This is a genomic window from Pseudomonas parafulva, assembly GCF_002021815.1.
GTDB lineage: Bacteria > Pseudomonadota > Gammaproteobacteria > Pseudomonadales > Pseudomonadaceae > Aquipseudomonas > Aquipseudomonas parafulva_B.
Genome location: NZ_CP019952.1, coordinates 937,175 through 952,801, shown reverse-complemented (window position 1 = coordinate 952,801; position 15,627 = coordinate 937,175). Strand labels below are relative to the sequence as shown.

The following is a 15,627-nucleotide window of genomic DNA, read 5'->3' as shown; positions in this document are numbered from 1 at the left end:
GACACATCGGGACCGCGAACGGCCCCGGCGGCATCAGGTGCGGTACTCGGCGTTGATCTTCACGTATTCGTGAGAAAGGTCGGTGGTCCAGATGGTTTCACTGCACTGACCACGGCCAAGGTCGATACGGATGGTGATTTCTTCCTGGGCCATCACCCGGGCGCCCTGGTCTTCGGTGTAGCTTGGGCTACGGCCGCCCTGGCTGGCAATGCACACCTCATCCAGGTACACATCGATCAGGCTCACATCCAGCGCGGGCACGCCGGCACGCCCAACCGCTGCAAGGATGCGGCCCCAGTTCGGATCGGAGGCGAACAGTGCGGTCTTGATCAGCGGCGAGTGCGCCACCGCGTAGCCGACGTCCAGGCATTCCTGATGATTGCCACCGCCGTTGACCTGCACGGTCACGAACTTGGTCGCCCCTTCACCGTCACGGACAATGGCCTGGGCCACCTCCATGCAAACCTCGAAAACTGCCTTTTTCAAGGCTTCGAACAGGGCTCCGCTGGCCTGGGTGACTTCCGGCAGGTCGGCCTGACCGGTGGCGATGAGCATGCAGCAGTCGTTGGTCGAAGTATCGCCGTCGATGGTGATGCGGTTGAACGATTTGTTGGCCCCGTCCAGCATCAAGTCCTTGAGTACCCCTGGCGCGACCTTGGCGTCGGTGGCGATGTAGCCCAGCATGGTTGCCATGTTCGGGCGGATCATGCCCGCACCCTTGCTGATACCGGTTACGGTCACGGTCACGCCGTCGTGCTGGAACTGACGGCTCGCGCCCTTGGGCAAGGTGTCGGTGGTCATGATGCCTGTGGCCGCTTCAGCCCAGTTGTTTTCCGACAAGTTATCCAGGGCAGCTTGCAAGGCGCCTTCGATCTTCTCGACCGGCAGGGGCTCACCAATCACGCCGGTGGAGAACGGCAAAACCGATTCGGCGGGCACACCGGCAAGCTCGGCGAGTTTAGCGCAGGTCCGCTGCGCAGCTTCCAGGCCGGGGGCGCCCGTACCGGCATTGGCATTGCCAGTGTTGGTCAGCAGGTAGCGCACGGTGCCCTGTACCCGCTGCTTGGCCAGGATCACGGGGGCGGCGCAGAAGGCGTTGAGGGTGAACACACCGGCCACACTCGAACCCTCGGCGCAGCGCATGACCACCACATCCTTGCGCCCCGGGCGCTTGATGCCGGCAGAGGCAATGCCGAGTTCGAAACCCGGGACAGGGTGCAGCGTAGGCAAAGGACCAAGACCAACAGCCATTGGAGCGCTCCTAGAAAATACGTTTGGTGAAAAAAAGGGCCGCTGTGCGGCCCATCTCTGGCAAGCCCGGCCGAACCAGGCACACCGTATGGCTTGAATCGGCGCAACCCAGTCCGGCAGTGGCGTGCCGGCGATGAGCTGCGCAGTAGCCCCTTGGCATTGAGCGGCCCACAAGACGCCGTGCGCCTTGTGACGGCCCGGCGGTCAGATCACTCGATCTGGCCGTGGCAGTGCTTGAACTTCTTGCCCGAACCACACCAGCACGGCTCGTTGCGACCCAGTTTCTGCTCATTGCGCACAGGCTCGGCGGCTACGGCTACCTCAGCACCCTCCTCGGCCAACTGCTCGCTTTCAAGACCAGGTGCTGGCGCGTGCTCGAACTGCATGCGGCTGGCCAGCTCTTCGGCGTCGCGGCGCAGACGTGCTTCTTCCTCGGCAGGATCCTCACGGCGAACCTGAACGTGCGAGAGCACACGGATGGCGTCGCGCTTGATCGACTCGAGCAGCTCCTGGAACAGGGTGAACGACTCGCGCTTGTACTCCTGCTTCGGGTTCTTCTGGGCGTAGCCGCGCAGGTGGATACCATGACGCAGGTGGTCCATGGTCGACAGGTGGTCCTTCCACAGGTCGTCCAGCACGCGCAGCAGGATCTGCTTCTCGAAGGTGCGCAGTGCTTCTATCCCGGCCTGGTCCTCTTTCTCGGTGTAGGCCGTGGTGATTTCGTGCAGCAGTTTCTCGCGCAGGGTTTCTTCGTAGAGGTGGTCGTCTTCGTCGAGCCACTGCTGGATCGGCAACTTCATGGCAAAGTCACTGGACAGCGAGGCTTCCAGGCCGGCCACGTCCCACTGCTCAGGCAGCGACTGCGGCGGGATGTGCTGGCTGATGGTGGCATCGAGCACTTCCTTGCGGAATTCGGCAATGGTGTCGCCGACGTTCTCTGCGGCCAGCAGGCTGTTGCGCATGTGGTAGATGACCTTGCGCTGCTCGTTGGCCACGTCGTCGTATTCGAGCAACTGCTTGCGGATATCGAAGTTGCGGCCTTCGACCTTGCGCTGGGCCTTCTCGATGGCGTTGGTGACCATGCGGTGTTCGATGGCTTCGCCCGACTGCATGCCCAGCGCCTTCATAAAGTTCTTCACCCGATCAGAGGCGAAGATGCGCATTAGGCTGTCTTCGAGCGAGAGGTAGAAGCGGCTGGAACCCGGGTCACCCTGGCGACCGGAACGACCGCGCAGCTGGTTGTCGATACGACGCGATTCGTGACGCTCGGAGGCGATGACGTGCAGGCCACCGGACTCGATAACCTGCTGGTGACGCTTCTGCCAGTCGGCCTTGATGTGCGCGATCTGCTCGTCCGTAGGGTTTTCCAGTGCGGCCACTTCAGCTTCCCAGTTACCGCCCAACAGGATGTCGGTACCACGACCGGCCATGTTGGTGGCAATGGTCAGCGCGCCTGGCGCGCCGGCCTGGGCGATGATCTCGGCTTCCTTCTCGTGGTACTTGGCGTTCAGTACCTTGTGTTCGATGCCTTCCTTGTGCAGCAGGTTGGACATGTGCTCGGAGGTTTCGATGGTCGCCGTACCCACCAGCACCGGCCGACCCTGCTTCAGGGTTTCCTTGATGTCGGCGATGATCGCGGCGTACTTCTCTTCGGCGGTCAGGTACACCAGGTCGTTGTGGTCCTTGCGCGCCAGGGGCTTGTTCGGCGGAATGACCATCACGTTCAGGGCGTAGATCTGGGCGAACTCGAAAGCCTCGGTATCGGCGGTGCCGGTCATGCCCGACAGTTTCGAGTACAGACGGAAGTAGTTCTGGAACGTGGTGGAAGCCAGGGTCTGGCTCTCGGCCTGGATGTTGAGGTTTTCCTTTGCCTCGATGGCCTGGTGCAGGCCTTCGGACAGACGGCGACCCGGCATGGTACGCCCGGTGTGCTCGTCGATCAGCAGCACCTGGCCGTCCTGCACGATGTATTCGACGTTGCGATGGAACAGCTTGTGCGCGCGCAGACCGGCATAGACGTGCGTCAGCAGGCCCAGGTTGTGCGCCGAGTACAGGCTCTCGCCCTCGGCCAGCAGACCGACCTGGGTGAGCATTTCCTCGATGAACTGGTGACCGGCTTCGTTGAGCTCGACCTGGCGGGTCTTCTCGTCGATGGTGAAGTGGCCTTCCTGGGTGACCTGGCCTTCGACTTCCTCGATGTGCTGGGTCAGGCGTGGGATCAGGCGGTTGATCTCGATGTACAGCTTGGAGCTGTCCTCGGCCTGGCCGGAAATGATCAACGGCGTACGGGCTTCGTCGATGAGGATCGAGTCCACTTCGTCGATCACGGCGAAGTTCAGTTCACGCTGGAACTTCTCGTCCTGGCTGAACGCCATGTTGTCGCGCAAGTAGTCGAAGCCGAATTCGTTGTTGGTGCCGTACGTGATATCGGCAGCGTAGGCTGCGCGTTTTTCTTCGGGCGGCTGGAACGCAGAGACGATACCGACCGACAGGCCGAGGAATTCGTACAGCGGGCGCATCCAGTTGGCGTCACGACGAGCAAGGTAGTCGTTGACGGTGACCACGTGCACGCCCTTGCCGGACAACGCATTGAGGTAGACGGCCAAGGTACCGACCAGGGTCTTGCCCTCACCGGTGCGCATCTCCGCGATCATGCCCTCGTGCAGGGTCATGCCGCCAATGAGCTGAACGTCGAAGTGACGCATGCCCATCACACGCTTGCCGGCCTCACGGGCGACGGCGAAGGCTTCGGGCAGGAGTTGGTCCAGTGTTTCGCCTTTGGCCAAACGCTCCTTGAACTCGGCAGTCTTACCACGCAGCTGCTCGTCGGAGAGGGCCACCATCTTCTCTTCGAAGGCATTGACGATACTCACCGTCTTGAGCATGCGTTTGACTTCACGCTCGTTCTTGCTTCCAAAAAGTTTCTTTAACAAAGGCGCAAACATATTGGCAGGATCTTCCACACGTAGGGATGGAGGGCGGCCCCATGAGTCGCCCGTGCAGCCCTAAGGCCGCATGCGAACGAGCATTCTACCCGGAAACGATGGTGATGAAAGTGGTGGATTCCACGATGCTGGCACAGCGCTTTTACAGGGGCGTGTCTTAGATAGGGGCATTTCCCCTGAGTTCAAGACCTGGAAAGATGAAAGCGTTCAACACTCGCCTGTGCCGGGTACCTTGCAGGGCCTGGCGCCTGTACGTCGAGCCCTGCGCTTGGCCAGTGGGCTCAACCGCCAGGTGATCGGGACTGACGCTGAAGTGTTAGACTGCCCAACTTGTAACCTCATGCGTACACCCATGGCCTACAAACCCTCCCCCGCCCAGCCGCCATCGGCGCTACTGCGCCAGGTTCGCCCGCTGCGCCTGCTGCTCAACCAGGCCGAGCGCCTGGAGCACCTGCAACGCCTGGTCGAAGGCCAGCTGCAACCGGCTGCACGCGAGCACTGCCACGTGGCGTCATGGCGCGACGGTACCCTGCTGCTTGTGGTCACCGACGGACACTGGGCCACGCGCCTGCGTTACCAGCAAAAGCGTCTGATGGCGGCATTGCAGGCAACCGATGCGTTCGGCAACCTCAGGCGTATTCTTTTCAAGGTGCAGCCACCCCTGGTGCCCGCCAAGCGCGGCGGGCATGCGGCCGAGTTGTCCAACAGCGCAGCCCAGAGCCTGCTGCAGACGGCCGAAGGCATCACTGACGCGAAACTGCGGGCTGCACTGGAGCGCCTGGCGGCGCATGCGCAGGCCAAGGACTGAGCGCCAGTTCTGGCGTGCGGAGCAGGCCAGACGATGCCCAAGACAGCAGGCAGAAGGACTGCGAAGCTTGGTCAGGCGCACTGCCCACTAACGTCCTGGCAATTGCTGCACGAAGCCGCCCATAAAAAAGGCCACCCGAAGGTGGCCTCAATGAACTAGAGAGTGTTCGAGCTTACACAGCCGCGACAGGACGCATATACGAGATCGGCGCCGTGCTGGCATCTTCGAAAGTGACCACTTCCCAGGCATCGGTTTCGGCAATCAGCTTGCGCAACAGCTGGTTGTTCAGCGCGTGGCCGGACTTGAAGCCCTTGAACTCGCCAATCAGGCTGTTGCCCAGCAGGTACAGGTCGCCAATGGCATCGAGAATCTTGTGTTTGACGAACTCGTCTTCGTAGCGAAGACCGTCTTCGTTCAACACGCCTTCCTCGTCGACCACGATGGCGTTTTCCACACTGCCGCCCAGCGCAAGGTTGTGCTTGCGCAGGTATTCGATGTCACGCATGAAGCCAAAGGTGCGGGCGCGGCTGACTTCCTTCACGAACGAGGTGCTGGAGAAGTCGACGCTTGCGCTCTGGGTCCGGTTGCGAAGCACCGGGTGATCGAAGTCGATCTCGAAGCTCACCTTGAACCCTTCGAAAGGCAGGAAGGTGGCGCGCTTGTCACCCTCTTGCACTGTCACCTCACGCAGGATGCGGATGAACTTCTTGGCTGCGTCCTGTTCTTCCAGGCCGGCAGACTGAATCAGGAATACGAAAGGTCCGGCGCTGCCATCCATGATCGGTACTTCCGAGGCGGAGAGCTCGACGTAGGCGTTATCGATGCCCAGGCCCGCCATGGCGGAGAGCAGATGCTCGACCGTATCGACCTTGACGTCACCGTTGACCAGCGTCGTGGACATGGTTGTCTCGCCGACATTGGCCGCACGCGCCGGGATCTCGACCACAGGGTCAAGGTCGGCGCGGCGGAAGACGATGCCGGTGTCAACAGGCGCAGGCTTGAGGGTCAGGTAGACCTTCTCCCCAGAGTGCAGGCCGACACCTGTGGCACGGATGGTATTCTTCAGGGTGCGTTGTTTAATCATGGCATTGGCCGCTTCAGCGCAAATTGCGAACAGTTATCAACAAAGGCTGGCGATAATACCAGACCCAACCTTTGATGAATACCAATCACCTTCATAGCCCTGATAAATTTCATTAATCAGCCTGACGACGCAGGAAGGCCGGAATATCGAGATAATCCAGGTCATCCTGAGGGTTCAGCTTGGCCGCAGCTGCCGCACCCGCGTGCGCTTGATTGCGCATGACGGTTGGGCGCTCCAGATCACGGTAGTTGACCGCTGGCTGCTCCTGACGCGCAGGGGCAGGGTTGGATGCCTCGTAGACCTGCTGGGCAGTCTGCAGGGTGTTATCCACCACCTTGACCGGCTTCTCGATGCGCGCACCCAGACCGGTGGCCACGACGGTGACATGCAGCTCGTCGCGCATGTCCGGGTCGATCACGGTACCGACCTTGACCATGGCATGGTCGGAGGCGAACGCCTCGATGATGCTACCCACGTCGGAGTACTCACCCAGGGACAGGTCCGGACCTGCGGTGATGTTGACCAGGATGCCACGGGCGCCCTGCAGGTTGACGTCTTCGAGCAGCGGGTTGCGGATCGCCGCCTCGGTCGCCTCGCGAGCGCGGTTCGGGCCGCTGGCGCAGCCAGTACCCATCATGGCCATGCCCATTTCACCCATCACGGTACGCACGTCGGCAAAGTCGACGTTGATCATGCCCGGGCGCTTGATGATGTCGGAGATACCGCGAACGGCTCCGGCCAATACGTCATCGGCCTTGGCGAACGCGGACAGCAGACTTGCGTCCTTGCCCAGGATGGTCAGCAGCTTCTCGTTGGGGATGGTGATCAGCGAGTCGACGCTTTCGGCCAGCATGCGGATGCCTTCATCGGCGATCTGCATGCGCTTGCGACCTTCGAACGGGAACGGACGGGTCACCACTGCAACGGTGAGGATGCCCATTTCCTTGGCCACTTCGGCGATGATCGGCGCTGCACCTGTACCGGTACCGCCGCCCATGCCTGTGGTGATGAACACCATGTTGGTGCCTTGCAGCACTTCGGCGATGCGCTCACGGTCTTCCAGCGCGGCCTGACGACCGACTTCCGGATTGGCGCCAGCACCCAGGCCCTTGGTCACGCCAGTGCCCAGTTGCAGGATGGTGCGCGCACCAATGTTCTTGAGCGCCTGGGCATCGGTGTTGGCGCAGATGAACTCCACGCCCTCGATGCTGCTCTTGACCATGTGATTGACGGCGTTACCACCACCACCACCGACGCCGATCACCTTGATGACCGGGCTTTGCGGGACGTTGTCTACGAGCTCGAACATTTTCCCTCTCCTTACAGTTCTCTAGTTGTCGCGCCTACCACTACTGCTTTGAAACTTAGAAGTTGCCTTGTACCCACCGCTTGAAGCGCTCAAGCACTGGGGCCTTCGGTTCATCGCCATAGCTGTTGTTGCTGCTGCTGTTGCCGGTCAAGGGCAGGTCTTCGGTCTGCTTGTGCAGCCCGTAGGTAAGCAAGCCCACACCGGTGGAATAAATCGGGTTGCGTACCACGTCGCTCAGGCCGCGCACGCTGTGCGGCACGCCCAGGCGTACCGGCATGTGGAAAATTTCCTCGGCCAGCTCGACCGCGCCTTCCATCTTGGCGGTGCCGCCGGTCAGGACGATGCCAGCAGGCACCAGGTCCTCGTAACCGCTGCGACGAAGTTCAGCCTGGATCAGGGTGAAGAGTTCGTCGTAACGCGGCTCGACCACTTCGGCCAACGCCTGACGCGACAGTTCGCGCGGAGGACGGTCGCCAACGCTTGGCACCTTGATGGTTTCACCCGCACCTGCCAGCTTGGCCAGGGCGCAGGCGTACCGAATCTTGATTTCCTCGGCATACTGTGTGGGCGTACGCAGGGCCATGGCAATGTCATTGGTCACCTGGTCCCCGGCAATCGGGATGACCGCGGTGTGGCGAATCGCGCCTTCGGTGAAGATCGCGATGTCGGTGGTGCCGCCGCCGATGTCGACCAGGCACACGCCCAGCTCTTTTTCGTCGTCGGTCAGTACCGAATAGGCCGATGCCAGTTGCTCGAGAATGATGTCGTCGATTTCAAGGCCGCAGCGGCGTACGCACTTCTCGATGTTCTGCGCGGCATTGACGGCGCAGGTCACCACGTGAACCTTGGCTTCAAGGCGCACGCCCGACATGCCGAGCGGTTCGCGCACCCCTTCCTGGTTATCGATCACATAGTCTTGGGGCAGCGTGTGCAGCACCCGCTGGTCCGCCGGAATGGCCACCGCCTGGGCCGCATCGAGCACACGCTCAAGGTCGGCCAGGCTGACTTCGCGATCGCGAATGGCGACGATGCCATGGGAGTTCAGGCTGCGGATGTGATTGCCAGCGACGCCCACGAAGGCCGAGTGGATGCGGCAACCCGCCATCAGCTGTGCTTCTTCGACGGCGCGCTGGATCGATTGCACGGTGGACTCGATGTTCACCACCACGCCTTTTTTCAGGCCGCGGGACGGGTGAGTGCCGATCCCGACGATTTCCAGCGTGCCGTCTTCGCCCACCTCACCTACCAAGGCCACTACCTTGGAGGTACCGATGTCCAGCCCGACGATCATTTTGCCGCTATGCGCGTTTGCCATGGTCCTGCCTCTCTCTAATTCTTCGCAACGGCGGGTTGGGCCGTCGTCGGTGCAATCGGTTCCCGCCAGCCAACGGCAAGCCCGTTGGCATATCGCAGATCGATGCGGGCGATGTTGGCGATCTGCTCTTTAAGCGTCTTGTCGTAAATGGCAATGAAACGGCGCATCTTTTCGACCAGATGGTCGCGCCCCAGCAGCAGCTCGATACCGGGCCCTGCGCTGCTCGCGCCCGTGGTCAGGAACCAGCTGCCTCGCTCGCGCAGCTCCAGGCGCGCGATGGAGAAGCCTAAGGGGCGCAGCATCTGGCTCAATATCTGATACTGCTGCATGACCTGCTGCTGGGCCCGCTGGGGGCCGGCCAGTTGTGGCAGGTGCTCGTAGTTGGCCAGTTCGCGCGGTGTAAAGGCCTGGCCCTGATTGTTGAGCAAGGCCGCATCACCCCAGCGCGCCACCGGCAGTTGTTCCTCGAGGCGAATCACTACTTCATCCGGCCATACCCGGCGCACTTCTGCATGGGCGATCCAGGGCATCTGCTCGAGCTCCTTGCGCATCGCCGGCAGGTCGACGGTGAAGAAGCTTGCGGCCACATAGGGTGCGATGCGCTGCTGCACCGACTGCTGGCTGATGTAGGTCAGGTCGCCCTGCACGTCGATCTTGGTGATCGGCCGGTCGGCATACGGCATGAGCCGTATGGCACCCTCGTAGGCGCCGAAGCCTGCGGCTACCAGCAGCACCGGCCACAGCAGGCGCTTGAGGCCGCCCAGGCTTGGACGCGGCAGGCGCGCCGATACGGGCTCGTCGGCCACCAGCCGGCTGGCACCACGCGGCACCGGCTTGCTGCGGCCGGTAACGGGTTGCTGCTGACGTACCATTGCGCCCTGCATGATGATTAACCTCGCGTCGCCACGCTGTCGGCCAGGATCGCCAGCACCAATTGCTGGAAGTCCAAGCCGGCCGCGCGGGCCGCCATGGGCACCAGGCTATGATCAGTCATGCCTGGGGCGGTGTTTACTTCGAGCAGCCAGAACCGGCCCTGCTCGTCCTGCATCACGTCCAGCCGCCCCCAGCCTTCGATGCCAATGGCATCGCAAGCGCGGGCAGTCAGATCGATCAGTTCCTGCTCCTTGGCGCTATCGAGCCCACAGGGAATGCGGTACTGGGTATCGTTGGCGATGTATTTGGCGTCGTAGTCGTAGAACACGTGGGGCGTTCCCAGGGCAATCGGCGGCAGCACCTGCCCGCGCAACACCGCAATGGTGAACTCCGGGCCGTGAATCCACTGTTCCACGAGTACCTGAGAATCGTATTTGGCGGCCTCTTGCCAGGCGGCGACCAGTTCCTGCTCGCTGTTCACCTTGGCCATGCCGATGCTGGAGCCTTCATGGGCAGGTTTGACGATAAGCGGGAAGCCCAGTTCCGTACTGGCACGCAAACAATCGCTTTCGCTGGCCAACACGGCATGCCGCGGGGTAGGAATACCCAGGCTCTGCCACACCTGCTTGGTGCGCAGCTTGTCCATCGCCAAGGCGGAAGCCAGGATGCCGCTGCCGGTGTAAGGAATGCCCAGGCACTCGAGCAGCCCTTGCATGCTGCCGTCTTCACCGCCGCGGCCGTGCAGGATGATGAAGGCACGGTCGATTTTTTCGCTTTGCAGACGCGCAAGCAGGTCATCGCCCACGTCGATGGCGACGACGTCCACACCGGCTTCTGTGAGCGCGCCAATCACGGCGGCGCCGGACTTGAGCGAGACTTCCCGCTCGGCGCTCTTGCCCCCATAGAGCACAGCGACGCGACCGAACGCCTTGACGTCCAGGGTGCTGGGCAATGTGTCGTAGGCGCTGGTCATTTCGACGTCTCCTGCACGGCGCCGGCAAACAGCGGGCTTTTCATCAATTGCGGAGCCAGGCCGCCGACATCGCCGGCACCTTGGCAGATCAGGATGTCGCCGGCACGCAGCAACGGCTGAACCAGCGGCGCCAGCTCGGCGCCGCGCTCGATGTAGATCGGGTCCAGCTTGCCGCGCTGGCGAATGCTGTGGCACAGCTGGCGGCTATCGGCCCCCGGGATCGGCTCTTCGCCGGCCGGGTAGACTTCCATCAGCAGCAGCACGTTGGCATCACCGAGCACCTGGACGAAGTCGTCGTACAGGTCGCGGGTGCGGCTGTAGCGGTGCGGCTGGTAGACGATCACCAGCCGGCGGCTTGGCCAGCCGCCACGCACGGCCTTGATCACCGCGGCCACTTCAGTGGGGTGATGACCGTAATCGTCCACCAGCATCACGCTGCCGCCCTCCACGGGCAGCTCACCGTACACCTGGAACCGACGGCCCACGCCCTGAAACCCGGAGAGCCCTTGGAGAATGGCCTGGTCGGGAATGCCTTCGTCGGTGGCGATGGCGATGGTCGCCAGTGCATTGAGCACATTGTGGTTGCCCGGCATGTTCACCGAAACCTCCAGCGGCTCACAGTCGCGGCGCAAGACGGTGAAATGCGTCTGCATGCCTTGCTGACGAACATTGATGGCGCGGATATCGGCTTCTTCGCTGAAGCCGTAGGTGACCGTCGGGCGCTTGACCTGAGGCAGAATCTCGCGCACCACCGGGTCATCCAGGCACATCACGGCCAGGCCATAGAACGGCAGGTTGTGCAGAAACTCGACGAAAGTCTTCTTCAGTTTGTTGAAGTCCCCTTCGTAGGTGGCCATGTGGTCGGCGTCGATGTTGGTGACCACGGCGACCATCGGTTGCAGGTGCAGGAAGCTGGCGTCGCTTTCATCGGCTTCGGCAATCAGGTAACGGCTGGTGCCTAGCTGGGCGTTGGTGCCCGCTGCAGTCAAGCGACCACCGATGACGAACGTGGGGTCCAGCCCACCGGCGGCGAATACCGAGGCCAGCAGGCTGGTGGTGGTGGTCTTGCCGTGGGTACCGGCCACGGCCACGCCATGGCGGTAGCGCATGAGTTCGGCCAGCATCTCTGCCCGTGGCACCACGGGAATGCGACGTTCCAGGGCAGTGGCCACTTCAGGGTTGGCCGGGTTGATGGCGCTAGACACCACCAGCACGTCAGCGGTCGCAGCGTTCTCTGCACGATGGCCAACGAAGATCTGCGCGCCGAACGACTCCAGGCGCTCGGTCACAGGCGAGGCCTTGAGGTCCGAACCGGATACCTCGTAGCCCAGGTTCAGCAATACCTCGGCGATACCGCACATGCCGACACCGCCGATACCCACGAAATGGATACGACGAATACGGCCCATCTTGGGCTGGGGCATGGCTTTCTGGCTCTCAACCACGGGCCACCTCCAGGCAGATATCGACGACGGTGCTGGTTGCAGCAGGTTTGGCCAGGCGCCTTGCGGTACCGGCCATGACAGTCAGTTTCTCGGGTTGCATCAGCACCTCGTTCAGGCGTTCAGCGAGCTGCGCTGCGCCAGTTGTCGCTTGTGGCATCAGGAAGGCAGCGCCTTCGCGAGCCAGATAATGGGCGTTATGGGTCTGGTGGTCGTCGATCGCATGGGGCAAGGGCACCAGCATCGAGGGCAGGCCCGCTGCCGCCAGCTCGCTGACGGTCAGGGCCCCGGCACGGCACACCACCAGGTCGGCCCAGCCATAGGCTTGGGCCATGTCCTTGATGAAGGGCTCGACCTGCGCCTGGACACCGGCTTGGCGGTATCGCTCGGCGGTGATCGACGCATGTTGCTTGCCAGCCTGGTGGAACACCTGGGGCCGTACGGCTTCGGGCACTTCGGCCAGCGCTTTAGGCAACAATGTGTTCAAGGGTTCCGCGCCCAGGCTACCGCCGAGCACCAGCAGGTGCGGTTGGCGCTGGCCAAGCGCAGGACGCCCGGCATCCATGAACAGTTCTGCACGCACCGGATTGCCTGTGGTGCGGCGCTTTTCACTGGCCGGGAAGGTGTCGGGGAAGGCTTCACATACCCGTGCGGCCAGGGGTACCAGCAAGCGGTTGGCGGTGCCGGCGCGGGCATTTTGCTCATGAATGATCAGCGGTACCCCGCAAAGGCGCGCCGCCACGCCGCCCGGGCCTGTGACATACCCACCGAAGCCCAGCACGCAGGCAGGCTTGAGCGTGCGGATGATGCGCCGGGCCTGCAGCACGGCCTTGACCAGGGTCAAAGGGGCCTTGAGCAGCGAGAGCTTGCCCTTGCCACGCAGGCCGCTGACTTGAATCCGATGCAGGGTAAGGCCGGCCTGGGGCACCAGTTCATTTTCGATCCCTCGCGGGGTGCCCAGCCAGTGCACGGTGTAGCCACGCGCCTGGAACTCGCGCGCGCAAGCCAGCGCTGGGAACACGTGACCGCCGGTTCCGCCGGCCATGATCAATACGTTCTTGTGTTCAGCGGCCATGGGCAGGCTCCTCGGCAAAGTCGCTCTCGCTGAATTCATGTTCTTCGCTGCCCAGATGGGTACGGCTTTCCCATTCGATACGCAGCAGCAGCCCCACGCACGCGCAGCAGATGACCAGCGAGCTGCCGCCATAGCTGAGGAACGGCAGGGTCAGGCCCTTGGTCGGCAGCAGGCCGACGTTCACGCCAATGTTGATCAAGAACTGACCAATCCACAGGAAGGCCAGGCCAAAGGCCATGTACGCGGCGAAGAACTGTTTGGCTTTCTCGGCCCACAGCCCGATGTAAAGCGCGCGAATGGTGACGAAGACGAATAGTGCGATGGTGACCAGCGAGCCAACCACACCCAGCTCTTCGGCCAGCACCGAGAACACGAAGTCGGTGTGCGCTTCAGGCAGGTAGAACTGCTTCTGCACGCTGTTGCCCAGGCCCACGCCCAGCCACTCGCCCCGCCCGAATGCGATCAGGGCCTGGGTCAACTGGTAGCCGGAGCCAAACTGATCGGACCAGGGGTCGGTGAAGGTGATCAGTCGCGCCATTCGATAGGGCTGCGCCTGCACCAGCACAAACACCGCCACGACCGCCAGCACCACCATCAGGCTGAAGCGGAACAGCCCCACCCCACCCAGGAACAGCATGGCAGCCGCGGCCCCCATCATCACCACGGTGGCGCCAAAGTCAGGCTCCATCAGCAGCAAACCGGCCATGGGCAGCAACACGATGAACGGCTTGAAAAAGCCCATCCAGCTCTCACGTACCTCGGTCTGCCGGCGTACCAGGTAGCCGGCAAGGTAGATGACCACAAATACCTTGGCGATTTCCGAAGGCTGGACGTTGAAGAAGCTGAAGCCGATCCAGCGCATCGAACCGTTGACCTCGCGCCCGATGCCGGGCACCAGCACCATGACCAGCAGGCCAAAGGCACCGAGCAGCATCATGAACCCCATGCGCTGCCAGGTGGCGATCGGCACCATCATGGTCGCGCCACAGGCAACCAGCCCGAGGAAGACGTAAACCAGGTGCCGGTACATGTGGTAAAGCGGGTTGCCGGACTGGACGGCGGCCACCTCCGAGGAGGCAGAGGTGATCATTACCAGGCCCAGGCCCAGCAGCGCCAGGCAACCGGCCAGCAGAGGGAAGTCCAAGTCGATGCCACGGCCGCTGATCAGCGGCGACGGGTAAGGCTTGAGGATGCCGAAGATCATGCCAGTGCTCCCGCTGCCTGGGCAAACAGGCGCCCGCGTTCTTCGAAGTTCTTGAACATGTCGAGGCTGGCGCAGGCTGGCGACAGCAGCACGGCATCACCGGGCTGTGCCAATTCGGCGCAGCGCTGCACAGCGTCGTCCAGGGAGGCTACCCGCACCAGCGGCGCGGCATCGCCGAGGGCCTGGCCCAGGCGTTCAGCATCACGGCCGAGCAACACCACGGCGCGGCAATAGCGCCGGATCGGTTCGCGCAGCGCCGCAAAATCGGCGCCCTTGCCGTCGCCTCCGGCAATCAGCACCAGCTTGCCTTGCGTATCGGCACCCAGGCCTTCGATAGCTGCCAGTGCGGCGCCCACGTTGGTGGCCTTGGAGTCGTCGTACCAGTTCACCCCGTTGCGCTCACGTACCCACTGGCAGCGGTGAGCGAGCCCCTTGAATTCACGCAGCGCCTGCAGCATCGGCTCGAAGGGCAGCCCTGCAGCATGGCCCAGGGCCAGTGCGGCCAGCGCATTGCTTTGGTTATGAGCACCGCGCACCTTGAGTTCGCGCACCGGCATCAGAGCCTGGAACGCGAAGGCAAGGTATTTCTCGCCGTCCACCTCGCGCAGGCCGAAGGCTTTGAAGTCGGGCTCGCTCAGACCAAAGGTCCAGCAGGGGCGGCCTTCGACTGGCAGGGGACGGCTGAGCGCGTCCTGGCGATTGACCACCACCTGCCGGGCACCACGGAAGATGCGGTGCTTGGCCAGGTGGTAGGCCGGCAGGCCACTGTAGCGGTCCATGTGGTCTTCGCTGATGTTCAGCACCGTGGCGACTTCGGCATTGAGCTGGTCGGTGGTTTCCAGCTGGAAGCTGGACAGCTCCATCACGTACAGCTCGACGTCATCGGCCAACAGGTCGAGGGCCGGGGTGCCGAGGTTACCGCCAACCGCTACGCGCTTGCCCGCCCTGGCGGCCATTTCGCCGACCAGGGTGGTGACGGTGCTTTTGGCATTCGATCCACTGATGGCGATGATCGGTGCCTTGGCGTTGCGCGCAAACAGCTCGATGTCGCCGGACAGCTTGACCCCGCGGGCAGCGGCTTGTTGCAGCGCCGGCGTAGCCAAGGCCAAGCCTGGGCTGACGTACAGCTCGCTGGCGCGGCACAGGAAGTCCACGTCAAGCTCGCCACAGCGTACTTCCACCTGCGGGTAATCTCGGCGCAGGGTTTCCAGTTCCGGCGGTTGCTCGCGGGTATCGGCGACCGCAAAGGCAATGCCCCGGCTCGCCAGGAAGCGAACCAGGGACATGCCGCTCTTGCCGAGGCCGACAACGATGCGGAATTGGTCGGAAGCGATCAGTGACACGCGCA

The 15,627-nt window shown here is 62.8% G+C and carries 12 protein-coding genes; 1 reads left to right on the top strand and 11 read right to left on the bottom strand.

The annotated features are described in order from the left end of the window. Positions 1-33: 33 nt before the first annotated feature. Complete coding sequence (gene argJ, locus B2J77_RS04205; protein ID WP_058603293.1) at positions 34-1,251, bottom strand: bifunctional glutamate N-acetyltransferase/amino-acid acetyltransferase ArgJ; 1,218 nt, start codon at positions 1,249-1,251, stop codon at positions 34-36. 209 nt (positions 1,252-1,460) lie between these two features. After that, positions 1,461-4,196, bottom strand: coding sequence for a preprotein translocase subunit SecA (gene secA / locus B2J77_RS04200; protein WP_058637157.1), 2,736 nt, complete (start codon positions 4,194-4,196; stop codon positions 1,461-1,463). Positions 4,197-4,548: 352 nt separating this feature from the next. Here secA and B2J77_RS04195 point away from each other — a divergent pair, with 352 nt between their 5' ends. After that, the gene (locus B2J77_RS04195; protein WP_058637158.1) at positions 4,549-5,004 is read left to right on the top strand and encodes a DUF721 domain-containing protein; all 456 of its coding nucleotides are present in this window, start codon (positions 4,549-4,551) and stop codon (positions 5,002-5,004) included. Between the two features lie 172 nt (positions 5,005-5,176). Here B2J77_RS04195 and lpxC read toward each other — a convergent pair whose 3' ends face one another. From lpxC to murD, 9 genes are all read right to left on the bottom strand, one after another. After that, positions 5,177-6,088 (bottom strand): UDP-3-O-acyl-N-acetylglucosamine deacetylase, encoded by a 912-nt coding sequence (gene lpxC, locus B2J77_RS04190; RefSeq protein WP_023534425.1) that lies wholly within the window; start codon positions 6,086-6,088, stop codon positions 5,177-5,179. Positions 6,089-6,200: 112 nt separating this feature from the next. Then, entirely contained in the window at positions 6,201-7,397 is a 1,197-nt protein-coding gene (gene ftsZ / locus B2J77_RS04185; protein ID WP_058606149.1) for a cell division protein FtsZ, read from the bottom strand. Between the two features lie 55 nt (positions 7,398-7,452). Continuing rightward, positions 7,453-8,712, bottom strand: a complete 1,260-nt coding sequence (gene ftsA / locus B2J77_RS04180) for a cell division protein FtsA (protein WP_023534383.1) — start codon at positions 8,710-8,712, stop codon at positions 7,453-7,455. 14 nt (positions 8,713-8,726) lie between these two features. Next, the gene (locus B2J77_RS04175) at positions 8,727-9,596 is read right to left on the bottom strand and encodes a cell division protein FtsQ/DivIB (protein WP_027914483.1); all 870 of its coding nucleotides are present in this window, start codon (positions 9,594-9,596) and stop codon (positions 8,727-8,729) included. Positions 9,597-9,601: 5 nt separating this feature from the next. Beyond that, a complete protein-coding gene (locus B2J77_RS04170) occupies positions 9,602-10,558 on the bottom strand; it encodes a D-alanine--D-alanine ligase (RefSeq protein ID WP_058606147.1) in 957 nt (318 codons plus the stop codon). Next, positions 10,555-11,982 carry a UDP-N-acetylmuramate--L-alanine ligase gene (murC, locus tag B2J77_RS04165; RefSeq protein WP_181405482.1) on the bottom strand — a complete coding sequence of 476 codons (1,428 nt, stop codon included), beginning with the start codon at positions 11,980-11,982 and terminating at the stop codon, positions 10,555-10,557. Before murC ends, B2J77_RS04170 begins: the two co-directional genes overlap by 4 nt. 13 nt (positions 11,983-11,995) lie before the next feature. Then, a complete protein-coding gene (gene murG, locus B2J77_RS04160) occupies positions 11,996-13,075 on the bottom strand; it encodes an undecaprenyldiphospho-muramoylpentapeptide beta-N-acetylglucosaminyltransferase (RefSeq protein WP_058637159.1) in 1,080 nt (359 codons plus the stop codon). Then, positions 13,065-14,279: a putative lipid II flippase FtsW gene (gene ftsW, locus B2J77_RS04155; RefSeq protein ID WP_058637160.1), complete on the bottom strand. Its 1,215-nt coding sequence runs from the start codon at positions 14,277-14,279 to the stop codon at positions 13,065-13,067. Before ftsW ends, murG begins: the two co-directional genes overlap by 11 nt. After that, positions 14,276-15,622 (bottom strand): UDP-N-acetylmuramoyl-L-alanine--D-glutamate ligase, encoded by a 1,347-nt coding sequence (murD, locus tag B2J77_RS04150; RefSeq protein WP_058637231.1) that lies wholly within the window; start codon positions 15,620-15,622, stop codon positions 14,276-14,278. The genes ftsW and murD overlap by 4 nt, the downstream gene beginning before the upstream one ends. Positions 15,623-15,627: the final 5 nt, after the last annotated feature.